This is a genomic window from Bacillus cereus group sp. BfR-BA-01524 (genome assembly GCF_022662595.1).
Lineage (GTDB): Bacteria > Bacillota > Bacilli > Bacillales > Bacillaceae_G > Bacillus_A > Bacillus_A thuringiensis_S.
Map to the genome: position 1 here is coordinate 14,431 of NZ_JAKUDW010000021.1, position 24,924 is coordinate 39,354.

The following is a 24,924-nucleotide window of genomic DNA, read 5'->3' on the forward strand; positions in this document are numbered from 1 at the left end:
ACCCACTGTGTTTTTGATAATTAATTCACTTTTTTAATAAAGCCTTTATAATGACGTTTTACAAGCTGGCTTTCTAAAGTCTTCATGGTTTCTAGTGCTACACCGACAATGATAAGTAAGCTTGTACCACCAATTTGAGCAGAAGGTGGTAACGTAGCAATTTTCGTGAATACGAGCGGTAATATAGAAATTGCACCTAAGAAAATTGCACCGATAAATGTTAAACGGTATAAAATTTTAGTTACATATTGTTCAGTTGCTTTACCAGGACGAATACCAGGAACATATCCATTTTGCTTTTTCAAATTCTCAGCCATTTGTTCAGGATTTACTTGAATAAATGCGTAGAAGTATGTGAAAGCAACAATAAGACCGACATAAAGTGTCATTCCAATTGGATGTGCGAAATCAAGATTTGCAACTAACCATTTTGATACGCTTGAATCAGGGAAGAGCTGCGCAATTGTACGCGGCGTCATTAAAAATGCAGAAGCAAAGATAACTGGTATAACACCAGCACTATTTACTTTAAGCGGTAAATGAGTGTTTTTTGCTCCTTGATATTGATTGTTTCCTGAAACAGCTTTTGCATATTGGATCGGTATTTTACGTACAGCTTGTTGAATGTAAATAACGCCAACAACTATCGCTAAAATTACGAGTCCAATTAAAACAATTTTTATTATGTGCATGAATAGCTGATCGCCAGCATTTTGGAATTGTTGTAAATAAATTTGATTTGCAACATTTGGAATCGCGGCAACGAGACCTGCGAAGATAATCATCGAAATACCATTACCAACTCCGTTAGCAGTAATTTGTTCGCCTAACCAAAGTAAAAATGCAGTACCTGCAGTTAAAACTGTCGCAATAAATAAGTATGTAGTCCAGCTTTGATCTGTTATTAATTGTCCACCTGCTATATTATTAAAGCCATAAGACATTCCGATGGCCTGTATGAATGCGAGAATGATTGTAAAGTATCGAGTGAATTGAGCTGATTTCTTACGGCCCATTTCTCCTTGCTTTGCCCATTCCGAAAACTTAGGTATAACATCCATTTGTAGTAATTGTACTATGATGGAAGCTGTAATATATGGTGTAATACCTACAGCAAAGATTGAGAAATGTTGCAGCGCTCCTCCACCAAATACGTTTAACATACCTAGAACGTTAGCTTGATCTTGTACTTTTAATACCTCTGCGTTAGTATGAGGAACTGGAATAAACGTGCCAATTCGAAAAACGATTAACATCGCTAGTGTAAAAAGGATTTTCCTTCTTATCTCAGCTACTCTCATGAAATTTGAAATCGTACGAAACATTATGTCGCCTCCTATATTTTTATCAGTAAAAAACTGATTATTATACCCTATGAAGTAACCACAAACCTCCTTCCGCACTAAATTCATTTGACAAATGGATTTTCATACACTTTGTAGTTTTCACGGATATAAAAATATAAGGTGTTATATAAGCGACCTTTACACTTTACGTAATCATTCAATACCCATAATATATCGAATAAATTAACAAATGTACATACATACGCATTAAAAATGAATAAATAGAGTCATTTTTTACATTTATTTAATGATAAATTGATAGGACATTATTATTCAAGATTGTTATACATGTTATCAATTAAAGTTTATCCCGCATTAACTGGTAGCCCGATTGGTTCAACTAATAATCAGTGGGGATGAACAAAACCATCGCTGATTAAAGTTTCACTTTATATGATTAGAAAATTCTTTTTGTTTAAGAAGGAATAAATATTAAAGAAAGCTAAATAAACAGTGTACGTATTTATAGGGGAGAAGATGTAAATGAAAGTTGTTATAAAAAAATTACCACCATTAGAAGTAGCGTATATAAGACGAACTGGTAGCTACTTTGAACCGCAAGATCACTGGGGGAAGTTACTGAACTGGTCAATTGAAAATAAACTGTATCCACCAGAGCAATCATTTATCGGAATATCATTAGATAATCCTGAACTTGTTGCAAGTCATAAGTGCCGGCATGATGCATGTGTTACGATTCCTGAAAACTTCGATAAAGAAAAGTATCATGATGTGCAATTTAAAAGATTAGATGGAGGTACATATGGTCTATACCAGTTCTATGATGAACCTCATAAATTAAGTGAAGCGTATCAATACATGTATGCAGAGTGGCTACCAAATAGTGAGTATGATGCAGATTATGATAGAGATAATTTAGAATTTTGCTTAAATAATGTTGCTGCAGATTTAGAAGGAAAGTTAAAGGTTGATTTATTTGTGCCAATTAAAAACATACAAAAAAACAAATAACTTCATTTGTGGCTTTAAAATGAAACTTGATAATTTATAAAAAAGCAAGAAAAGATTTGATTGGCATAGTAGTGAAGGAAAATCTTTTTTCGAAGATAATATTTCTAGCGTAGGAATTTAAGTATGTAGGTTACAATGAAAGGAGAATCCACATGGATACATTTGTAAATGACAAGTTTTATGAAACGAGAAATCAATTAGTTGAGGAAATTACTTTGTTAAGTGATGCTCAATTTAATAGGAAACCAGATAAGGATAAATGGAGTATTGCACAAGTTTGTCATCATTTAGTTTTATTAGATGAGAGAGTTATAACAGTTATTTCGTCAGGATTAAAAAAGTTAGATAGTACCCAAAATGAGCGTAAAGAAATTCACACTATTTTATTAGATAGAACGAAAAAGTTTATAGCTCCAGAAATGATTGAACCAAGTATAGAACCATTTGAAGTGCAGCAAATGCTCAATATGCTAAGCAAATCAAGAAAAGAATTGATGCATTTCCTGAGTACAATAGAAGATGAATCTATATTAGCGAAAAAATCAGTGATGCATCCAGCTCTTGGAGAATTACTCCTTAATCAGTGGATAGAACTGATCTATCTGCATGAACAGCGTCATATAGAACAAATTAAAGAAATAAAATTGCTTTGTGAAATTGAAAAGTAAAAATCCCCCCTATTTATTGATACGTATTATAAACAGGGAAAACGGTTGATTCATATTGATTCAGAAGAAAACAAAAGTAGAATGAAATTAGTTGAAAGTAACCAATAAACTTAAGAAAATATGAAACTACCCGATTTTCTGTATAAGTGTAACCCCGTCTTAAATGAAGAGCGGGGTTATTTTTTTGAAAGTGTTTTTATTTAGAAGGAAATAAATCAGCAACGAAATTCAAAAAATTAATCATCATAACATATTGTATATGCCCGTTTTAATAAATTGAAATGATGATGAATGATATGTCCTTATTTTGAAAGTACACTTCACACCCTTAAGGAAGGGGTATTCTGTCAGGAAACGATAAAATACAATTCTGTTAGGGGATGTATGCAATTTATTCTCTTTATTTTTGCAACAGAACCACCTTCAAAATTATTTTTTGTAGTTGAAGTTTCCCGAATAATAAGTTACATTTTTAAAGTTCAAACAACTTTACGAAAGTACAAAAAGGGGAGAAATATTATTATTATGCAAAGAATGAAATGGAAGAACTATGTATGTTACTTTGTAATTCTATTACTGCTCGGAACAGCAGTCATAGTCAAACCACCTATCTCTAAGGCTGAGGAATCTGAAGTTAATATTACATTGTTAGGTACTGCAGATATTCATGGTAGATTTATGCCTTGGGATTATGCACTTGATGGAGCAAATATGAGTGGAAGTTTGACGCAGCTTTATACAGTTATAAAGAAGGTCCGTCAAGAAAATCCAAATACCATATTAGTAGATGCCGGGGATACAATTCAAGGAAACTCAGTAGAATTATTCAACGATAAGCCACAATCGCCAATGATGGTAGCGATGAATACAATGGGATATGACGCCTGGTCATTTGGAAATCATGAATTCAACTTTGGATTAGATACATTGAAAAAAGTTAGTGAGCAATATAAGGGAAAAACGTTAGCAGGTAATATTTATAAGGAAAATGGAGAGCGCTTTCTTCCTGCATATACAATTGTAGAAAAAGGTGGAATTAGAGTTGGGATTATTGGTATGAATACACCAATGATTAGTGATTTTGAAAAAGGGACAGATCACTTAGATGGTTTAGTGGTGAAAAATCCGGTAGAAGAGACGAAAAAGGCAATTAAGGAATTAGAAGGTAAAGTAGATGTAATGGTAGGAGTTATGCATATGGGATTAGAAAATGAGAATGGTATCCCTGGTACTGGTGTTCAAGATATTGCAAATGCTTGTCCGGAACTAAGCGCTATTTTTGCGGCTCACATGCATAAACTTGTAAAAAAAGAAATTGTAAATGGCGTAATTATTACAGAGCCAGATAAATATGGAACACATATTTCACGTATTGATCTTACTTTTATAAAGCAAGATGGGAAGTTGGTATTAAAAGATAAAACTGCTACCGCTATACCTGTAAAAAATGCTGATGGAACAACGATATTATCTGATCCTACACTTGAAGAAACACTAACACCTTTTCACGAATATGCGAGAGGAGATGCAAATGTTGTAGTCGCTCAATTAAAGGGTAGAAATCTTGTTCCTGAAAATGAAATAAAGGGTATTCCAAGTGTTCAGATTCAAGAAACACCTTTATCAGATTTCTTTCATGAAGTCATGCTCTACTACAGTAAAGCAGATGTAGTAGCCCATCAAATTGATAATGATTATGCCCGTTTGGATACAGGTCCTATTAAGAAAAAAGATATTGCGTACAATTACCAATATGCCTTGGGAGAAATTACAGTATATAAGATTTCTGGAAAAGATTTAAAAGACTATATGGAATGGGCAGCAGGATATTTTAACTCATCTCGTGCCGGAGATGTAACCGTTAGCTTTGATAAAACCCGCCGTGCATCTAAATACAGTACGAACGATTTCTTTGGAGGCGTAAAATACGAAATTGACTTAACAAAACCATACGGAAGCAGAATTACAAATTTACGCTCTATTCGTACAAACAAACCAATCAAAATGAGCGATGTTATGACGCTGGGAATGAATGCATATAGAATGGAGGCTCTTCAGGCAAAAGGGGGAGCTTTAGAGGGGCGTAAGTTTGAACAAATTTGGTCATCTAAACAAGAGAATGCATTCGGAGAAACAGGTGGAACCATTCGTAACCTTGCTATTACATATTTAAAAGAGGTAAAGAACGGTGTATACACACCAAAAGTTATGCATAATTGGAAAATTACTGGTGTAGATTTACATTCTTCAGAGCATAAGGCTGTAGTTGATCTTGTGAATAAAGGGATTTTAGAAATTCCAAAAACAGAAGACGGAAAATACACAAATATAGCATCTATAAATACGAAAGATTCAATTACAAAAGAAGAGATTGTAGCACTCTCACAAAAAGCAAATATTAATCCCAATCAGTTTAAGCATATAAAAACAAAAGGTGAATTTTACAAAAAACTTAGTAGGATTACTAAAAAAATATAAATTATAAGGTTTCTTATAGTAATTGTTATTTTAATAGCATTAAACCCACTCTTACAATAGTAAAGAGTGGGTTTTTATGTTGTTATTTAGATGTAAGTGTACTTTTATTAGAATGAATATAGATAATTAATAATTAACCAATTGGATGAGCGCCTAAAAGGACTCTTTTTTATTCAAATTAATGTTCATATGTGTTCCGTTCATTATTTATAATATTGACCACAATTTATGTAATTTTGCATAATGTTACATAAATTGTGTATTTTCTCTTTTTTCCGACAGAAATAGACAGTATACTTTGTACAAGCTTTCTATTTCAAAAATTATACGAGGTGAAATAATGAAAAACACAAAGACATTAACTAAGGTAGCATTAACAACAGGATTAGCTTTAACAGCTGTGGCACCATATGGGGTAGGTCATGCAGAGGAAACAGATCAGTTACAAGTTCAAATTCAGGAAGAATCGTTCCGTTCGGGTGAACTTACACAACCGTCACAAAAGGAACCAGAAAATGTAGTAAAGGATGCACTTAAGGAGAAAACAGAGCAAGCTCTGTCCCAAAAACAAGTCAATGGAGAAGCAGGAGTAGATTATAAAGTCCTTCAAAAACGTGGTTCGTATGATGGAACTACACTTGTACGTATGCAGCAAACATACGAAGGGAAAGAAGTATATGGCCATCAATTAACTGCACATGTAGATAATAATGGTGTTATTAAAAGTGTTTCAGGTGATAGTGCGCAAAATTTAAAACAAGAAGAATTGAAAAAACCTATTAATCTATCAAAAGATGAAGCAAAACAATTTATTTATACGAAGTACGGGAACGATATCAAGTTTATTACTGAGCCAGAAGTTAAAGAGGTTATTTTTGTTGATGAAAATAATGGACAAGCTAAAAATGCATACCAAGTTAAATTTGAAGCTGCAACACCAAACTATGTTTCTGGTACTTATTTAGTAAATGCACAAAATGGTGATATGTTAAAAAATATGGTACAAGAATCTAACTTAAAAGCCAGTGACAAACTAGTTGGAGCTTTAAAGAAAAGTAAACAAAGCAGTCTTACATCATTAACTGGAACAGGAAAAGATGATTTAGGTATTAATCGTTCATTTGGTATCTCTAAACAAAGTAATGGCAAATATGCTCTTGCTGATTATACAAGAGGGCAAGGAATTGAAACATATGATGTGAATTACAAAGATATTACTAAAGAAGAAAGCTATTATCCTGGTACATTAGCGACTAGTACTTCGGCAACATTTAACGATCCAAAAGCGGTAAGTGCTCATTACTTAGCAACAAAAGTATTTGATTTTTATAAAGATAAATACAAGCGTAATAGCTTTGATAATAAGGGACAAAAGGTAGTTTCAGTTGTACATGCTTGGGATTCTGAAGAGACGAATGATCCGAAGAATTGGCAGAATGCATTAAGTGCTAATAATGGAAGTATGCTTGTATATGGTGATCCTATTGTTAAAGCATATGACGTAGCTGGACATGAATTTACACATGCTGTTACTTCTAGCGAATCTAATCTTGAATATTACGGGGAATCTGGTGCGATTAATGAGGCACTATCTGATATTATGGGAACATCTATTGAGAAATACGTAAATAATGGAAACTTTAACTGGACAATGGGAGAACAAACAGGATCTGTTTTCCGTGATATGGAAAACCCAGCTTCTGTTCCATCTTCACTAGGAGTACCTTATCCAGATGATTACAGTGAATTTAACGATTTTAATGGATGGGATCAAGGCGGTGTTCATTTTAATTCAAGTATTATTAATAAAGTTGCGTATCTCATTGCAAAAGGCGGTACTCATAACGGAGTAACTGTTAAAGGAATTGGTGAAGATAAAATGTTTGATATTTTCTATTATGCAAATACTGATGAGTTAAACATGACTTCTAATTTCAAAGAATTGAGATCAGCATGTATTCGAGTGGCAACTAATAAATATGGTGCGAATACAGCTGAAGTTCAAGCAGTTCAAAAGGCATTTGATGCAGCAAAAATTAAGTAATTTAGAAATATAGTCATCATTCATATATTAATACATTATGAAAAACAGCTAGTATCATTTTAAGGATATTAGCTGTTTTTTTACGTAGCTATGTATTATTGAAAATAAACTGACTAAGCAATAATTAGGTGCGTTATCTGTAAGAAGTTGCGACAAATAAATAAGGTTTAAAATATGTAAAAACAGAAAATTAATAATATATTGACCTCTTGATAGAAAGTCTATAAAATGAAAGCGATAACAAACGATTGCTTTAAAATGATTTCCCTGATCTTTTAGCATTTACAAATATATGAGGGCATACACAAATCTATTTTTTTAACTATTAATGCAAACGTTTTCTTATTAAAAGGTCATTGAAATACATACGTGAAAATAGCCAATATGGAGGTGAATTAAAAGAGATTTCTAGATTAATTTAAGAAGTGTTATTCAGTGTAAGCATAATAAATCGCTAGTAATATTTGAAGAAAGGGTGTATGTGGTGCAAATTACAAAAAGATTAATTAACAAAACAGTTTTATTACTTACTTTAATCGTTATGTTATCATCTGTTTTCTCCTTTCAGGGTGTGAGGGCAGTTTCAAATTCGAAAACAACTGAAGTTATCATTCATTACAAAGAGAAGCTTGGAAATACAAAAGACTGGAATCTTTGGTTATGGGGTCAAAATGCAAATGGTACATCTTATGAATTTACTGGTGAAGATGAATTTGGAAAATACGCTAAGATAAAAATAGACGGTGACTATAATCGTGTAGGATTTATAGTTCGAACAAATGAATGGGAAAAAGATGGTGGAGATCGTTGGATTGAAAATATAAAGGATGGTCGTGCTGAAGTATGGATTCTTTCGGGTGATGAAAAAGTATATAACTCTAAGCCTTCTTCAGATCTCTCAATTCAAAAAGCAACTATTGATAGTTTCCATGAAATTACTGTAACGACTAATGTCCCATTTAATATTAAGGAAAAGAAAATTGAAATTGAAGGCATTAAAATTAAGAATATTAGTCCTTATGATATAAACAGTGGAGATATTACTAATAAGGTTAAAATAATTACGGAACAGAAAATTGATTTAAAACAAACATACAAAGTTAAAATAGAAAATTTAGCTGATACGAATACTGAAATTGGTAAAGTCATTCGTAGCGAGGAATTTGATAATTTATTTTATTATAGTGGTAACGATTTAGGGAATACATATACCGCGCAACATACAAAGTTCCGTTTATGGGCTCCTACTGCACGTGAAGCAAAGTTAGTTACATATAAAAAATGGAACGATAAAATAGGTACTGAAATAAACATGCAACAAGGTGAAAAGGGAACTTGGACATCAGAATTAAAAGGGAACCAAAAAGGGCTCTTTTATACGTATAAGATCAAAATTGGTGATAAGTGGACTGAAGCAGTTGATCCATATGTGCGTGCTGCTTCTGTAAATGGGGATAAAGGTGCAGTCGTTAATTTAGAAGAAACAAATCCAAAAAAATGGAAAGTAAACAAAAAGCCAAAATTTAAAAATCCGGAAGATGCTATTATTTATGAGTTACATGTACGCGATCTTTCCATCCAACCTGAAAGTGGCATTAAACAGAAAGGGAAGTATTTAGGTGTAACAGAAAAAGGAACAAAAGGGCCAGAAGGTGTAAAAACAGGACTTGATCATATAAAGGATTTAGGTGTTACTCACGTTCAGTTTTTACCGATATTTGATTATGCTTCTGTAAATGAAGAGACTTTAAATGAACCGCAATATAACTGGGGATATGATCCTAAAAATTTCAACGTTCCAGAAGGCTCCTATTCTACAAATCCTTATGAGCCAACTGTTCGAATAACTGAATTAAAGCAAATGGTTCAAACACTACATGATAATAATCTTCGTGTGGTAATGGATGTAGTATATAACCATATGTATAACGCTGCTGAATCTAATTTCCATAAGTTAGTTCCAGGTTATTATTATCGTTACAATGAAGATGGAACATTTGCAAATGGAACCGGTGTAGGAAATGATACTGCTTCAGAAAGAAAAATGATGAGGAAGTTTATGGTAGAGTCCGTCACATATTGGGCAAAAGAATACAATTTAGATGGATTCCGTTTTGATTTAATGGGTATTCATGATTATGAAACGATGAATGAAATACGTAAAGCTGTTAATCAAATTGACCCTTCTATTATACTGCATGGAGAAGGCTGGGATTTAAATACACCTCTTGCAGCTGAGTTGAAAGCAAATCAAAAAAATGCGGAGAAAATGAAAGGGATTGCACATTTCAACGATGATATACGTGATGGATTGAAAGGTAGTGTATTTGAGGAGAAAGAAAATGGATTTGTAAATGGAAAGCAAAACATGGAAGATCGTATTAAAAAAGGCATTACAGCAGGTATTGACTACGATACAAATTTGTCTACTTATCAAGATCCGGAACAGGTACTAACTTATGTGGAAGCGCATGACAATTATACATTATGGGATAAACTTGAGTTGACTAATTCAGGTGATAACGAAGAAGTGCGAAAACAAATGCACAAATTGTCTTCTTCGATTTTATTAACATCACAAGGTATTCCATTCTTACATGCAGGGCAAGAGTTTATGCGTACGAAATATGGTGATCATAATAGTTACAAATCTCCAGATTCAATTAACCAGATGGATTGGCTGCGCCGTGCAACGTTTAATAATGAAGTAGATTATATGAAGGGATTAATAGATTTACGCAAAAAATACGCAGCTTTTCGAATGACATCTGCAGCGCAAATAAAAACACAAGTTTCATTTATAGGTGCCCCGAAAAATACGGTAGCTTATACAATAGAGGGGAATAAAAATGAATACTTTACGGTGGCTCACAATGCAAATAGAGAAGCGGTTGAAATAACACTTCCATCGAAAGGGCCTTGGAAAGTACTAGTAGACGGGAAGCAGGCGGGAAGTAAACCACTTTATGTTGTCCATGACAATAAAATTAAAGTTCCTGCATTAAGTTCATTTGTTTTAAAGTTAAAATAATATAATTTCACATACTGTAATTATATTACAATTCAATAAACAAAAAGAGAAGAACTCACCAAGGTTCTTCTCTTTTTCATGTGAAATTAGGGTTTCCATAATTGTAGATATAAGAGTTCTTGAAAGTAGCAAAAGGCAAGACGATGAACCTATTTACAAAATGACAAGAAAATGACAAAACTGTAAGAATGCATGAATGTTTGTAAGAAAGTTCGATGTTTTCCTTTTTCTTTTTTTATTAAAGTGAAAAAGAAGAAAGTGATGTCATAAGAGGTTGATATTTTTAGATAGATACAATAACCAAAACTATTTATGTAATGAAAGTATATGGAAATCAGTAAAACACCTTACTAAAAAGGAGGGATTTGAAATGTCTTTTTCTCAATTTAATATTGATATATTTCGAGCAATTAATGATTTAGGTAAACAATATTCATTCCTAAACTCAGCTGTGGTATTTTTGGCAGAATATATGGTATATATTTTTGCTTTAATTATTTTAGCTTATTGGTTTACTGGGTCCAGAAAAAGTAGAATGATGGTTATTCAAGCGCTGGTTGCTTTTGTAATTGCTGAGATAATCGGGAAAATAGCAGGGAAATTTCATTTGAATTATCAACCGTTTGCAGTATTGCCTGATGTTAATAAACTTGTCAATCATGCTATAGATAATTCATTTCCTAGTGACCATACGATTCTCTTTTTTTCGATTTGTTTTTCATTTTGGCTTGTTCGTAAAAAGATTGGGTGGTTATGGCTTATACTTGCATTTTGTGTAGCGATCTCTCGTATTTGGGTAGGAGTTCATTATCCTTTTGATGTTGCAATAGGGGCTTTAATAGGATGTGTTTCAGCGTTATTTTCGTATTGGTTAGTACCGAAATTTTCTTCTATCAAGAAGTTGCTTACTCTATATGAAAGAGTAGAGAAACATGTTTTACCATCAAAAAACAAATCAAAGGGATTTTGAGTATACAAGTATGTGAGTCTTTTGAATTAACAAATGTCATTACATTAAATCGTCTTGGAGGTCATTTTAAAGGAAGAACTGTTTTACACTGGAAAGGTGGAAATTATATTAAGACATTTTGCTAACAGGTGATATTTTTCAAGTGATTGCCAACTGTCAGTGAGTGAGTTTCATGTACAGTTATCTACATCCACTGCTAGTAAAGTAAAATAGCTGACGGATATAGTATAAGGGCTACCATTCAACCGTATTTATAATGCTTTTCATCGAGTCGTGTCAAAGCATGTGGACCTTGCTGTTCAGAAGTCAGCAGATCGATACATAAAAGCACTGCAGGGAACACTTTTTAATACATGAGATGTTTCAATATTATCTATAGATATCTGTAAGAAATAAAAATAAATAGATAAGTTTAGAGCATGTTATTATCATTTGTTTAAAACATGCTCTTTGTATTTAAAGTAACACCAGCATACTGACACGTATAAGTTATCAACAATCTTTATGTTGAAAGAATCTTAGTGTACGAATGTTGGTACTATCCCTTACTTAGTAATCTCACAATTTAAGACCTGTCATTGGATAAGTGCGGGGCGTTCAATCGATTTTGAATAAAATTGATAGTATCAGCGGCAATTTTTTTACGTTTAAGAACGATTCCGGCATGCCCACATGTATAAATATATCGTGTAGGTTTTTCCCAAGCTTCCCACAAGTAGTCTGTATCCTCAGAATGCACATATAGATCGTGCTTACCTGAAATTAATAAAATATTTTCTTTTTGTACTTTTGGTAATGCTTGACTCGGTTCAGTGATTTTCCAATAATCTATTAAATCATCATACGTAACACCATGATGTTCCAAGTCTTCTCTAATAAACTTACCTGGAGTTGTATTCCAAATTGAATAAGAGAGTCGATTTGCATAGAAAATGGATGCTAACACATCAATTTCTTCTTCAACAAGAGAGGTTAAGTTAGTAATAAATCCACCTAAACTAATTCCTATTAGAATCAGGGGACCATTTTTATTTGCTTTAATCCATTTGATCAAAGCTCGTAAATCAGCTACCGCTTGTCTAGTTGCTTGTACTGTTCGTTCAATATTTGCACTTACCATATACTCTCCACTGAAAAAGGATTGATCGGGTTTTCTTTCAAAATGATAGGGTAGAGTGAAATAATACATATTCCACTTCAGGCTGGTCATATGATCGTGGAATATTTTTTTCACACGTTCGTTAGAATCCATTCTCCAACCGTGAACAAAGATAACATGAGGTGCATCTTCAGTTTTATGTAAGAATAATTCCCCAGTTACAGAGTCGTTGCGTGAATCACCGGATTGAACTGAGCTTTTATATTTGAATTGCCCAGCCATGTATTCCTTTTCCTGTTTTGAATGCTTAATGTCAAAATGAATATAGGATGGTTTTACTTTATAAAAAGATTCTATGTCCTTTATATTTAATGAAGTGTTAGAAAGGGAAGTATACTGAAACGCTACACTTCTTTTTTTGTGTAAATCATATAAGGCGTACCGATCAATGAGTTTTGAAAAAATCAAATTAACCTCCTCCAAAATACATATTGTTTAAAACATGGACAAAATTTATGGTGTAAATTAATTATAAAATATTCTCTTTTCCTAATAGTAGGTGATAAATTTGCATATCATATTATAAAGCTTGCAATAAAATAAAACTATAAATAAATTATACTAAAATCTAAAAAGCAATTTAATATTCTTATTCATATAAGAGAATATTAAATTGCTTATTTTCGTATTAAAAGATGCACCTTTTAAAGTGACGTGATTTGTATGAGATACAGTAACTATATTAAAATCCCTATTATAGATATCCAAATAGGTTTCTCTATATTTATTGTATAGAAATTACACAGTAAATATTTTTTGTGCTACATACATTAAATTAATCTTAACCTTTTATATAAATTTATTAAACGGAATAACTCCTTACCAATATTCAAAAACGGCTGCGTTTTTGAATTTGTGTTCTAGCTTTTCTGAAACAGGTAAATAACTACACATAAACTCCTTATATCTCTAGTTAAACTACCGATTAGCTCCATATAAACTCTAGATAACCTATATAGAATACAAGATATCAAGGAGGTAAGAAAAAATGAATTTTATGAAACGAGCAATTCTCAGTATGAAAAAAAGGATAGGAACATCATTAATTTTGATGGCAGTTTTTCTGATTGTTACAAATTTGGTTCTTTCAGGTTTCACAATCCAAAATGCATCAAAAAAAGCAGCGGATGCTGCAAGAAAAAAACTTGGTGCAGATGTTACTTTAGGTCTTGATTTCGACAAATTAGGTCAAAAAGCTAAGGAAACTGGAGAAATGCCAAATCCGCCGCAGCTCGATACAAAAGAAACAGATCAATTAGCAAAGTCCAAGTATGTAAAAGACTATAATTACATAGCTAACACTTTCGGTATTTCTGATGGACTTAAACTAGTAGGAGCTTCAGAAGGAAAAGAAGAAGGTAAAGCGGGAATGGCGGCTGTGCGAGGCGGTTCAAGCTCTGGTACAGAAATAGATATGAATGCTTCTTTTATGATTGAGGGAGTTCGCAAGACTGCATTACAAGAAAGCTTTAAAAACGGAAAAAGTAAAATCATTGATGGAAAACCAATTACAGAGCAAATGAAGGATCAGAATGTAGCTTTAATGGAAAAACGATTAGCGGAATTAAACAATTTGAAAGTAGGAGACAAAGTTAAAGTACAATCAGGGGATAAGAAGGAAACCCTTGAGGTTGAAATTATCGGTATTTACGAAACCAATGAGCAAGCAATGAGTCAACAGGCTCCTCCTATAATGGATCCGGCTAATAAACTATATATGCCACATTCAACTATGAAAAAATTAGAAGTGGATCAAGGTATAAGTAGTGTTCAAGTCGTGTATTTCTTGAATGACCCACAATATATTGATGCATTTAAAAAAGAAGCAAAAAAATCTAATATTGATTTTAATTATTATAAATTAGATGCGCATGATTCATTGTACAAGCAAATGATTGGTCCTATCGAAAATATCTCTTCGACTTCTCAAATGATTATTTATATTGTATCGATTGCAGGTGCGATTATTTTAGGATTAATCATTATGCTATCAATTAAAGGACGTCGTAAAGAAATGGGAATTCTATTGTCCATTGGAGAGAAAAAGTGGAAACTGATGGCACAGTTCGTAGTAGAAGTAGTATGTGTCGCTATTTTAGCATTTGGATTATCCATAACAACAGGAGCTAAAGTTTCTCAATATATCGGGGATAATTTACTTTCGAATGAAATAGCTACTGCAAGCGAAGAAACAGATACCTCGCAACATGGTACTGTAATGATGGCTGGATCTGGTGGTACTCTACAAAATCAAAAAGAAGATCCGATTGATAAAATTGATGTAAGTGTAACAGGAGAAGATGTAGGGAAAATGGGTGGAATTGGACTAGCTATTGCTATAATAGCAACGCTTCTTCCAGCATTATCTATTCTACGTTTAAACCCAAAACAAATTCTTTTAAAAGATGAATGAGGAGGATCGATATGGAGACGATTTTACAGTTTAAAAATTTGGATTATTATTATGAAAGTAATGGAAAAAATGTAGCGATACTAGATAATGTTAACTTTTCTTTTCAAAAAGGACATTTCTACACGATTTTAGGACCATCTGGATCTGGTAAAACCACAACTCTAAGTTTAGGTTGTGGACTGGATGTCCCTAAAAATGGTTATGTACTGTATAATGGCAAAGATATTAGAAAAATTGGTTTGGATCGATACCGTAATCAAAATGTATCTGTAATTTTCCAATCTTATAACTTAATTACCTATATGACCGCTCTTCAAAACGTCTTAACAGCAATGGAAATTACAGGTGTTAAAGTGCAAAATAAAACAGCAAGAGCATTAGAATTATTAGAAAGGGTAGGACTCTCAGAAGCTGAAGCGAAACGAAACGTCCTGCAACTAAGCGGTGGACAACAACAGCGTGTAGCAATTGCTCGAGCACTATCGTGTAATGTTGATTTACTAATTGCAGATGAGCCGACAGGAAACCTCGACGAGGAAACCGCAATGGATATAATAGAACTGTTTCAAGAACTTGCACATAAAGAGAATAAATGCATTATTGTTGTGACGCACTCACAGGAGGTTGCTAAAAAATCAGATCGTGCAGTGTATTTAAGTAAGAAGAAGTTGGTCGTAAATGAAATCTAATATAAACATCATAACTGTTCAATTCACATAATTTTCAAAATCTATCTCTTTCAAAAGCTTATATTTGATTTATAATAAAATCAAGCCATAACCAAAATGGTCTCCCTGTACTGAATGTTAAAATAGTTTGTTGTTCCCGTTTTAATAATATTTGAAAAAGAACTTGTAGGATATTCTACAAGTTCTTTTTATTATAATTGGTTATCTATATCATGGGATAATCACACATAAAAAAACGAGACATTACCTAGATATATAATCTAAATACTGTCCCGTTTAACTGTGTATCTGTATAGTTATTGCAGAATTAAACCTACAATCATAATTAAACAAAATACTATTATCCAACCAAACGCACAATAGCCAAAAATTCTAATCCATTTAGGTAATTGATTCATGTTAATTTTATTTGAGGGAACTCCCTGCATAGAAAACATCATTTTTTGATCTCTATCTCTATTATTTTGTTGTTCATACATAATATCATCACCTTTCCAGAACTATTGTATTTATAGTATATCAGCCCAAAGAAAATTATGTACAGAATAAGAGGGGATAGCATATATATTATGTGGTGAATTTTATTAATAAATGCATTTAATTGCCATGTTTCTAAGCGTTAATCCGTTATAAATACTGAAAAAGAGCCCTACATAAATAGGATTCTTTTTCTTTAAATATTAACTTGCTGGATATGCATCAGAACCAAGGTAACGTTCTTTTATTATTTGAAGATGATGAAACTCATGACCAGCAATGATGTATGCTAATGCACGAACTGTAACTTCAGAATTGTTCGCATTTCCTCTTTGAGACCAAGCTTCTTTATCTAAGCTTCTAAGTAAATACAGGGTAGATTGGCGAACAACTATTAAATTTCCAAGAAGATCTTGCATAGATTGCTTATCAAAAGCAGCTCTAAGAACATACATATCATCATTATAGCCTGGAAGTTCTGCTGTCTCGCCTCGAGCGATAGATAGCAATCGATACGCCATAATCCTTTCTGTATCTGCTATATGACCGATTACTTCTTTTATACTCCATTTAGTAGGAGCATACCGGAAAAGTCCCTCACTATCAGAAATTCCCTTTAATAAAAGATTTGTTTCCTTCATTTGTTGTTCTAGAATATGTATGATATTTCCGTCTGATACTAAGTTGGTATACGTTGCATAATAGGAGTTATATTCACTTATCTTTGGTCTTATTTGCATACGAATCATCCTTTATGTTTTATGTTTAATCTTTACATATAGCTTATCATAAAAGAATTCCAAATTAATCTGAAAAATGGAGGCAAATATGCATTTTTCATCCTTCTTTTCAGTTTCATAGATGAAATGCATGTCAAATAAGAGAATCTAATTTGCTGCTAAGCGGAATTTCGTTTTTTGCTGTTATAGTAGAAGGTAAATATTTAAGGTGACTTATGACAATCGCCATTTAAAAAGCAGCATATGTCATTAAATGAAAAACCTGTTAATAAGTTTATATTTACTACAAAAAAACAAACAAACTCGTCCTATTTAAAGGAGAGTTTGTTTGTTTTTTTATGTTTAGATAATGGAATACTCATGCAAAATTGCACACTATGTTCCATATTTTTTATTGAATACTTTATATCTAGCGTTTCAAGAATTTGTTTAACAATATATAGCCCCAGACCACTTCCTCCAGTATTTCGATTTCTTGATTTTTCAATTCGATAAAATGGTTTGAAAATTTGTTGTAAATCTTCATCTTTAATATTGACACCTGTATTTATAATTTGCATTTCGATTTGACTTTGTTTAGAATCCTCACTTAATTTTATATAGACTCTTTCATTATGTGGGGAATACATAACCGCATTATGGATAATATTTTTACATGCTTTTTCTAAAAGAGCACAATCTGTATAAATAGAAAGGTCAGAATCAATTTCTTTTATTATTTCGATGCTTTTTTGAGAAGCAAAAAATTCGAGATCTTTTGTAATTGTACCTATTAATTTTGAAAGATTAACTTCTTCTACTTTTAGTTTGAAGGTGTGTTGTTCTAATTTCGATACACTTAAAATTTCACGAACTAATTGTTCCATACTTTCAATAATTTGATGATTTTTCTTTAAATATTGATCGCGATTTTGATAAGGGCCAATATTGTATATCATCCCTTCTAAGTATCCTTTCATTACAGTAAGAGGGGACTTTAATTCATGTGCTACAATCGCAAAAAACTCTCTGCGCTTTGTTTCTATTTCTCTTTCTTTTTCAATATCATTTTTTAATTGTTCATTTGCTTTTTTTAAATCAAACATAGCTTGTTGTAAGTTAATAGACATGTCATTCAAACTATTAGACAATTCTCCTAACTCATCTGTAGAGCGAACCTCAATTTTTTCGGAGAAATCTAAATTTGCCATCTTTTGTGCACCTTCATTAATATAAATAAGTGGCTTTGTAATAAACCTGGAATAAAAATAAGCACTCCCTATACCAATTACGAGTACAATGATACTAATATAGGGGAGAAAGCGTACTAAAACCTGTGAAGCTTCATCAATCGGTTGAAATGTAGCAAACACTACAAGCGTTAAACTACCATCTTGAAATTGAATTGGTTTCGTAACGTTATATGAATTGCTAAGGGTACCTACATTCTCGAACCGTGTTGCTCTAGTAACTACTGTTGTTTGCGAACCACTTTGAGTAAAAGAAAATGAAGGAGAGTATTTAATTATTCCCTCATTATTTTGAAGATAAAGCATCGCATTATTTTTTTTTGCATATTCATCAAAAAGTGGTATCGCATCTTGAAACGTAAGATCTTTAGACTTATCAATGATTTCTTTTATTCCTGTTTGAAGTTGATCTGTTTTGTATTGCTCATAAAATGTAGGGAGAAAGAAGTATAAAGTTAAATAAATCAATACTGCAAAGGATAACAAAATGAGAGATGTAGTCATAAAGAGTTTATAAGTAATTTGCTTCATTTTCATGAGTTTCACAATACTATTCATCAATTTTATAACCAATACCCTTTATTGTTTTAATATAAGGGATAGCTAATTTTTTACGTAGATTTTTAATATGTGTATCAATAATTCGTGTTTCTCCAAAATAATCGTACCCCCAAACCTTCTCTACGATATTTTCTCTTGTAAGTACTTTTCTCTCATTTTGAAATAGTAGTTGTAGAATTTCAAACTCTTTTGTCGTTAATATAATTTCAACGTCATTTACATACACTCTATATGCATCCACATCGATACGAACTTCTTTAAAAATCAAATGATTATTTACATTTTTATCATAACTTCTTCTAAGTACAGCTTCGACTCGTCTAATCAAAACATGAAATGAAAAGGGTTTTGTTATATAATCATCGATCCCAAGATCGAATCCTTTCATTTGATCTTCCTCTTCTTCCAACGCAGTTAGCATAATAATTGGTACGTTTGACTGACTTCGGATCATTTTAGAAACTTCAAATCCATTAAGATTAGGCATCATGACATCTAGAAGAATTAAATCAAATGATTGCTTATTAAATTGTGTCATACCCTCTAGTCCATCTGAAGCGACTACCACTGTATACTGCTGTGTCATTAAAAATTGTTTAATTAATTCCTGAATTTCTTGATCGTCCTCTACCACGAGAATATGATAGTTTTTCATAATATCACCTCTGGTAGTCATTATAGCCGTACTATCTGGAGTTTATGTGGAGATACAGTAGTAAACTTCATAGGACGTTTACTACCAAAAAGTATTATTAGCTATATTACTTTTTTATGGAGAAATAATTGCTTTAAAAAACTTATCGTATGAATTGATGTACGATTAATATTTACGAAAAACTAATGTATAATAATGCGAATCGTATGTAATTTCTTAAAATTTGCGAAAATATACTTTTGCTTCTTTACCAAAAGAGGAAAAGGAATTTCAATATAGAAGAAGCTACTGTAATACTAGAGTGTGTGCCAAGAACTTTGGATTTCTCTCATCTAGTTTCTATTTAATCGTTAATCACTACATAACAATGTTCTGGCTAAACCAAAAGTTTAAAGGTACAAACTTGGAGAGATTTATATAATGTTAGAAAGGTTGTGAAATGATTTGATGGGTTATAAAGCGATGCTGTTTGATTTAGATGATACATTACTTGATAGGGATAAAGCAGTAGAGGCATTATTTTTAATTGTTTTAGAAAAGTGTTATGAGGATGTTAGTGATGCAGTTAAAAGCAACATGTTACAGAAATTCAAAGAATACGATAAAAGAGAATATGGCATAAGTAATAAAACGACAGTTTTAGAATCATTGTTTGATGAATTCACGCCGAAGTATAGATTGCCACGCAATTACATCCAAGATTTTTGGAATAATAATTTCCCTAGATGTTTTTCAATAGACCAAAATACTATTCATTTCTTAAATCAAATAAAGAAGCACTTTAAAGTTGGAATTATAACAAATGGATCAACTCAGAGGCAAAAAGCTAAAATATTTAACACGAATTTAAATAGGTATTTTGAAACAATCATTATTTCTGAAGAAGTGGGATTTAGTAAACCTGATAAACGTATATTCGAACTAGCATTAAATAAGCTAAATTTACAGCCGGAAAATACTTTATTTGTTGGTGATGACTTAGAAAAGGATATTGCTGGTCCTCAAAATGTAAATATAAAAGGTGTGTGGTTTAACCCTCAGAAGATCAAGAATACTACCAAAATACAACCGTATGCCGAGATTAACACTTTGGATAGTTTGTTAAGTTATGTTACTCCACAATATTTTTATAACAAGTAAAAGTAATTCTATATATATTCAAAAATATAAAAAAGAGAAACTATCATTAATTTCATTGACCGTATTAGTAATAAAAAATAGATATTTACAATAAAAAATAGATGTGATTTTAATAGCTGAGGCTAATTTAATCTATGATTAATACGAAGTTTTGTAAAACAATTTTACTCATACTGTGTAAATTATAAAGGGGTGGGACTATGGAAATAAAGAAATTAGTAATCGATGGAATCAATATTGCGGTCATTAGAAACGATAAGGTATTAATATCGGATGTTCAGTCTGCATTAGATACTATGGCAACAGTTCAATATGAGGTAGATGCGAAACATATTATTATCCATAAATCTTTAATAAGTGAAGATTTCTTTAATCTAAAAACACGGCTTGCGGGGGATATCCTTCAAAAGTTTATAAACTACAAGGTAAAGATTGCTATTGTTGGGGATTTCTCTATGTATACTAGTAAAAGCTTAAAGGATTTTATTTATGAATGTAATAAAGGGAATGACATTTTTTACTTAGCAACTGAACAACAAGCAATTGAAAAACTAAGTACATTAAAGTAATAATTATATCCTGCTAAATTCCCCCATTTCACTTAGTTCATAATTATATACGATATAGAAGAACTGATGTTTGTGGTAAACTAAGAGATGAATAAAGGGGGAGTTTTTTTGAACAATTTTAATAATATAATCCAAAATTTAAATAATATAGTTTACAAACCTAACAATTTAATGATTACGAATCTAAAAGAAGAAAAGCAAAACGCAGAATATGCAGGATGTTTATTCCACTTAAATAACAAAACCATTCGTTTTAGAAAATCAAAAGTTACTCCTAATAAAATTGGTCAATTTGTTTCTTTTTGGGAGAAAGATGACAATATGCAAAATCAAGCATTTTCTTATGACGCTGCTCCTGACTTATTAGTTATTACTTGTATAGATGATCATAAACTAGGACAATTTATTTTGCCTAAAGAGATTCTTCTTAAGGAAAAAATCTTGAGAACACAAAATCAAAAAGGCAAGATGGCTATGAGGATTTATCCTCAATGGGATAAGCCTGTCAGCAATCAAGCTAAAAAGAGCCAAATGTGGCAACTTCAGTATTTTGTTGATTTAAGCGATCATAATAATTTACCTATAGACAAACTATTAAATTTCTATTCGTAGCTTCTTATTTTAAGTGATCTTGTCGGTTAGACTTTTTGTACCGGTACAGTTAAACGAAATGTAAATTGTTTCAGTACCCCATCAAATTTACAATCAGCATATACTATTTTAACTTATACATTTTAAGGGGTGCTGACTATGACAAGTCTACAACATAAGCTTTTTACAAGATTGAATCTTGCAAAGCGTACTGAAGTGAAGTTTGAAGAATTAAATACAATTCTCTTTGCATTTGCACACACTATACCATTTGAGAATTTAGATGTTATAGCGGGTAATGCAAAAGTAATTTCTAAAGAAAACTTACAAGAGAAAATCTTAATGAACTCTCGTGGTGGCCTATGTTATGAATTAAATACTCTTTTTTACTATTTCTTAAAAGACTGTGGCTATGATGTACAACTGGCATTAGGTACGGTGTATAAAAATGATATAAAAGCATGGGCACTTGAGGATGGCCATATAACAATTATTTTAACTTATGATAATGTACAGTATTTAATTGATGTAGGTATAGCTTCATTAGTACCTCTTGTTCCTGTACCTTTTACTGGCGAGTCTGTTTCTTCAAAAAATGGTTCGTACCGGGTGAGACGAAAAGATACGAGTAAAGGAAATTATGTTTTAGAAAGAAAAGATGCTGCTGGAGAATGGAAAGTTTGTCATGCTTTTTATAAACATATTATTGATGAGATAGTAGTAAATGATGTTCAAAGAAGAGTGATAGAAGATGAGAAGTCTATTTTTAATAAGGGACCAATTGCAGTAAAGTTGACGAACTCTGGCCATATTTCATTAACGAATACAAGTTTAACCGAAATTATTCATGGGGAAAAAACTAAGCGTGAAATTACAGAAGATCAATATAAAGAGTTTTTATATACTTTATTTGCTATTAAGTTATGAATAATAAAGATAGCCGGTTCTTATTCAGAAGCGGCTATTTTTATTATTTTTGGTGTAAATGGTTTTCTTCTAATATGTTTCGGAAACTGCGGTATAGTTAATGTTTTTAATGTTTCCTCAGCTTCTTCATATGTATGAAAAATTGGTTCTTTTCCATCATCCCCTTGTAAAACTAGCCCTTCATCTCGGATTACATATGGCATAAAACCACCCTATCTATTAAAGAATTATGTTCTTTTGCGGCAGAACAACACGATTTAAAGTTTGATTTTCTTAATACATATAATACACTAGAACAGTACGAAAAAGTATGTACAATGAATTTTGAATGTAAAGGAAGATTATTATGTCAGTTATTGATAAATTGAAACTTAATAAGTATACAAATATGGTCGTTATTAACGAACCAAGTGATTATGACATTTTTACAGGTAAAGAAAATGCATTCTCAAAAGAACACGATGCTATCTTTATATTTGTAGAAACGCTTGATGAAATGGTGAAACAAACGAATTTTATTATTAGTAATGAAGAATTACTAATTGAAAAAGGTTACGTATTCTTCGCATATCCGAAAAAAGGTAATGCTCGTTATAGTACGTTTATTCACCGTGATGAGATGTTTCCGGCATTAAACGTTGGAGAAGATGGTTATGTGGGAGAAAGCGATATTAAATTTGCACGAATGGTAAGTATGGATGAAGTCTTTACTGTTGTAGGTTTAAAACGTGAAAAGAAAAAAACAACGAAAACATCTGCTATGAGTCAATGTGTTGCCGATTATGCAGATCAAATTAAAGATGTTGAAGCATTATTAACAAATCACCCAAATGAACTTAAGTTTTATCAAAGTTTAACGCCTGGATATCAGAAAGATTGGGCACGTAATCTTTTTTCTGTAAAACAAGAAAAAACACGTGAAAAACGTCTAGAGAAAATGATAGAAATCCTTTCACAAGGCTATAAAACAATTGAGTTATTCCGTAAGAAGAAAAAATGATGATTAAGAAAGTCACAATGCTGCAACAATTAATTGTGATGAGTACATTGAAAAAAGTATTCCTTCCATTATACTAAGGAATGTTCTTATATTTATATAATTAGCAAAAGAGAAAAGGTGTTTGAAATGAAATCGTATATTGTAGTTGGATCTGGAATTTTAGGAGCGTCTACTGCTTATCATCTTGCTAAGGCAGGTGCGAATGTTACTATCGTGGATCGCCAACAATTAGGGCAAGCAACTGATGCAGGAGCAGGTATTGTATGTCCATGGCTATCACAGCGTCGTAATAAAGCATGGTATAAAATTGTTAAAGGCGGTGCACGTTACTATTCTTCGTTAATTCAGCAATTAGAAGAAGACGGTGAAACGGACACAGGATATAATCGTGTGGGTGCAATTAGTTTACATACTGACGAGAAAAAGTTAGATCAAATGGAAGAGCGAGCTTATAAACGACGTGAAGATGCCCCAGAGATTGGTGAAATCACTCGCTTATCAGCTGAAGAAACAAAAAAATTATTCCCAGCATTATCAGACGAATATAGTTCTGTTCATATTAGTGGTGCTGCACGAGTGAATGGAAGATTATTACGCAATGCATTAATAAGTGCTGCGAAAAAACATGGTGCAACTTTTATAAAAGGCGATGCCATATTGGTCCGTGAAGGAAATCATATTACTGGAGTTACAGTAAACGATGAAACAATTTTAGCAGAAAAGGTTATTGTAACTGCAGGCGCATGGGCAAATGAAATCTTGAACCCATTAGGAATTAATTTCTTAGTTACATTCCAAAAAGGACAAATTGTTCATCTGCAAATTGAAAATACAGCAACAGAAAATATGCCAGTTGTTATGCCACCAAACGATCAATATATTTTAACGTTTGACAATGGTCATGTCGTAATTGGTGCAACACATGAGAATGATACTGGTTTCGATCATCGTGTAACAGCAGGTGGTTTACATGAAGTATTCCATAAGGCATTAGCAGTTGCACCTGGCTTAGAAAATGCTACAATGCTTGAAACGAGAGTTGGATTCAGACCATTCACACCAGGATTCTTACCTGTTATCGGACCACTACCTAACTTTGAAGGAATTTTCGTTGCGAATGGATTAGGAGCTTCGGGTTTAACAGCTGGTCCATACTTAGGAGCGGAACTTGCTAAATTAGCGCTCGGACAGCCGATTGAATTAGATTTAAATGATTATGACGTTGCTGGCGCAATTGAATAATATAGGGTACTGCTAACATTTAG

General features: G+C 32.2%; 21 protein-coding genes. 14 read left to right on the forward strand and 7 right to left on the reverse strand.

Features of this window, described 5'->3' with window-relative positions:
* Positions 1–20 precede the first annotated feature (20 nt).
* Positions 21–1,325 carry a preprotein translocase subunit SecY gene (secY, locus tag MR170_RS09775; protein WP_000490135.1) on the reverse strand — a complete coding sequence of 435 codons (1,305 nt, stop codon included), beginning with the start codon at positions 1,323–1,325 and terminating at the stop codon, positions 21–23.
* 504 nt (positions 1,326–1,829) lie between these two features.
* Here secY and MR170_RS09780 point away from each other — a divergent pair.
* The 6 genes from MR170_RS09780 to MR170_RS09805 all read left to right on the forward strand — a co-directional run bounded on the left by MR170_RS09780 (position 1,830) and on the right by MR170_RS09805 (position 11,509).
* A complete protein-coding gene (locus MR170_RS09780) occupies positions 1,830–2,318 on the forward strand; it encodes an AraC family transcriptional regulator (RefSeq protein ID WP_242308137.1) in 489 nt (162 codons plus the stop codon).
* Between the two features lie 152 nt (positions 2,319–2,470).
* Positions 2,471–2,986 carry a DinB family protein gene (locus tag MR170_RS09785; protein WP_016081350.1) on the forward strand — a complete coding sequence of 172 codons (516 nt, stop codon included), beginning with the start codon at positions 2,471–2,473 and terminating at the stop codon, positions 2,984–2,986.
* 525 nt (positions 2,987–3,511) lie between these two features.
* Positions 3,512–5,464 (forward strand): bifunctional metallophosphatase/5'-nucleotidase, encoded by a 1,953-nt coding sequence (locus tag MR170_RS09790; protein ID WP_242308139.1) that lies wholly within the window; start codon positions 3,512–3,514, stop codon positions 5,462–5,464.
* A gap of 340 nt (positions 5,465–5,804) precedes the next feature.
* Positions 5,805–7,508, forward strand: a complete 1,704-nt coding sequence (locus MR170_RS09795; RefSeq protein WP_242308141.1) for a M4 family metallopeptidase — start codon at positions 5,805–5,807, stop codon at positions 7,506–7,508.
* A gap of 484 nt (positions 7,509–7,992) precedes the next feature.
* The gene (gene pulA, locus MR170_RS09800) at positions 7,993–10,539 is read left to right on the forward strand and encodes a type I pullulanase (protein WP_242308143.1); all 2,547 of its coding nucleotides are present in this window, start codon (positions 7,993–7,995) and stop codon (positions 10,537–10,539) included.
* Between the two features lie 370 nt (positions 10,540–10,909).
* Positions 10,910–11,509: an undecaprenyl-diphosphatase gene (locus MR170_RS09805; protein WP_242308145.1), complete on the forward strand. Its 600-nt coding sequence runs from the start codon at positions 10,910–10,912 to the stop codon at positions 11,507–11,509.
* Positions 11,510–12,074: 565 nt separating this feature from the next.
* Here MR170_RS09805 and MR170_RS09815 read toward each other — a convergent pair.
* A complete protein-coding gene (locus MR170_RS09815; RefSeq protein ID WP_242308147.1) occupies positions 12,075–13,076 on the reverse strand; it encodes an alpha/beta hydrolase in 1,002 nt (333 codons plus the stop codon).
* Positions 13,077–13,656: 580 nt separating this feature from the next.
* On the opposite strand from MR170_RS09815, the gene MR170_RS09820 reads away from it, so the two are divergent.
* Both MR170_RS09820 and MR170_RS09825 read left to right on the forward strand, forming a co-directional pair.
* Positions 13,657–15,081, forward strand: a complete 1,425-nt coding sequence (locus tag MR170_RS09820) for an ABC transporter permease (protein WP_098139608.1) — start codon at positions 13,657–13,659, stop codon at positions 15,079–15,081.
* Positions 15,082–15,092: 11 nt separating this feature from the next.
* Positions 15,093–15,770: an ABC transporter ATP-binding protein gene (locus MR170_RS09825; RefSeq protein ID WP_000447852.1), complete on the forward strand. Its 678-nt coding sequence runs from the start codon at positions 15,093–15,095 to the stop codon at positions 15,768–15,770.
* A 296-nt stretch (positions 15,771–16,066) separates the two neighbouring features.
* Here MR170_RS09825 and MR170_RS09830 read toward each other — a convergent pair whose 3' ends face one another.
* From MR170_RS09830 to MR170_RS09845, 4 genes are all read right to left on the reverse strand, one after another.
* Entirely contained in the window at positions 16,067–16,249 is a 183-nt protein-coding gene (locus MR170_RS09830; protein ID WP_029442500.1) for a hypothetical protein, read from the reverse strand.
* 201 nt (positions 16,250–16,450) lie between these two features.
* Positions 16,451–16,987: a DinB family protein gene (locus tag MR170_RS09835; protein ID WP_242308149.1), complete on the reverse strand. Its 537-nt coding sequence runs from the start codon at positions 16,985–16,987 to the stop codon at positions 16,451–16,453.
* 308 nt (positions 16,988–17,295) lie between these two features.
* Positions 17,296–18,774, reverse strand: coding sequence for a sensor histidine kinase (locus MR170_RS09840; RefSeq protein WP_098139610.1), 1,479 nt, complete (start codon positions 18,772–18,774; stop codon positions 17,296–17,298).
* Positions 18,767–19,432, reverse strand: coding sequence for a response regulator transcription factor (locus MR170_RS09845; protein ID WP_000800739.1), 666 nt, complete (start codon positions 19,430–19,432; stop codon positions 18,767–18,769). Before MR170_RS09845 ends, MR170_RS09840 begins: the two co-directional genes overlap by 8 nt.
* 447 nt (positions 19,433–19,879) lie before the next feature.
* Between MR170_RS09845 and MR170_RS09850 the strand changes: the two genes are divergently transcribed.
* From MR170_RS09850 to MR170_RS09865, 4 genes are all read left to right on the forward strand, one after another.
* Complete coding sequence (locus tag MR170_RS09850) at positions 19,880–20,572, forward strand: HAD family hydrolase (RefSeq protein ID WP_043938424.1); 693 nt, start codon at positions 19,880–19,882, stop codon at positions 20,570–20,572.
* Positions 20,573–20,772: 200 nt separating this feature from the next.
* The gene (locus tag MR170_RS09855) at positions 20,773–21,141 is read left to right on the forward strand and encodes a DUF4180 domain-containing protein (RefSeq protein ID WP_029442497.1); all 369 of its coding nucleotides are present in this window, start codon (positions 20,773–20,775) and stop codon (positions 21,139–21,141) included.
* Positions 21,142–21,228: 87 nt separating this feature from the next.
* The gene (locus MR170_RS09860) at positions 21,229–21,753 is read left to right on the forward strand and encodes a MepB family protein (protein ID WP_242308150.1); all 525 of its coding nucleotides are present in this window, start codon (positions 21,229–21,231) and stop codon (positions 21,751–21,753) included.
* Between the two features lie 138 nt (positions 21,754–21,891).
* Positions 21,892–22,659, forward strand: coding sequence for an arylamine N-acetyltransferase family protein (locus MR170_RS09865; RefSeq protein WP_029442495.1), 768 nt, complete (start codon positions 21,892–21,894; stop codon positions 22,657–22,659).
* A gap of 20 nt (positions 22,660–22,679) precedes the next feature.
* On the opposite strand, the gene MR170_RS09870 is transcribed toward MR170_RS09865, so the two are convergent.
* Positions 22,680–22,862: a hypothetical protein gene (locus tag MR170_RS09870; RefSeq protein ID WP_001147158.1), complete on the reverse strand. Its 183-nt coding sequence runs from the start codon at positions 22,860–22,862 to the stop codon at positions 22,680–22,682.
* Positions 22,863–23,005: 143 nt separating this feature from the next.
* On the opposite strand from MR170_RS09870, the gene MR170_RS09875 reads away from it, so the two are divergent.
* Both MR170_RS09875 and MR170_RS09880 read left to right on the forward strand, forming a co-directional pair.
* Positions 23,006–23,659, forward strand: coding sequence for a YdeI/OmpD-associated family protein (locus MR170_RS09875; protein WP_029442494.1), 654 nt, complete (start codon positions 23,006–23,008; stop codon positions 23,657–23,659).
* Between the two features lie 126 nt (positions 23,660–23,785).
* Positions 23,786–24,901: an NAD(P)/FAD-dependent oxidoreductase gene (locus MR170_RS09880; RefSeq protein ID WP_016081365.1), complete on the forward strand. Its 1,116-nt coding sequence runs from the start codon at positions 23,786–23,788 to the stop codon at positions 24,899–24,901.
* Positions 24,902–24,924 lie beyond the last annotated feature (23 nt).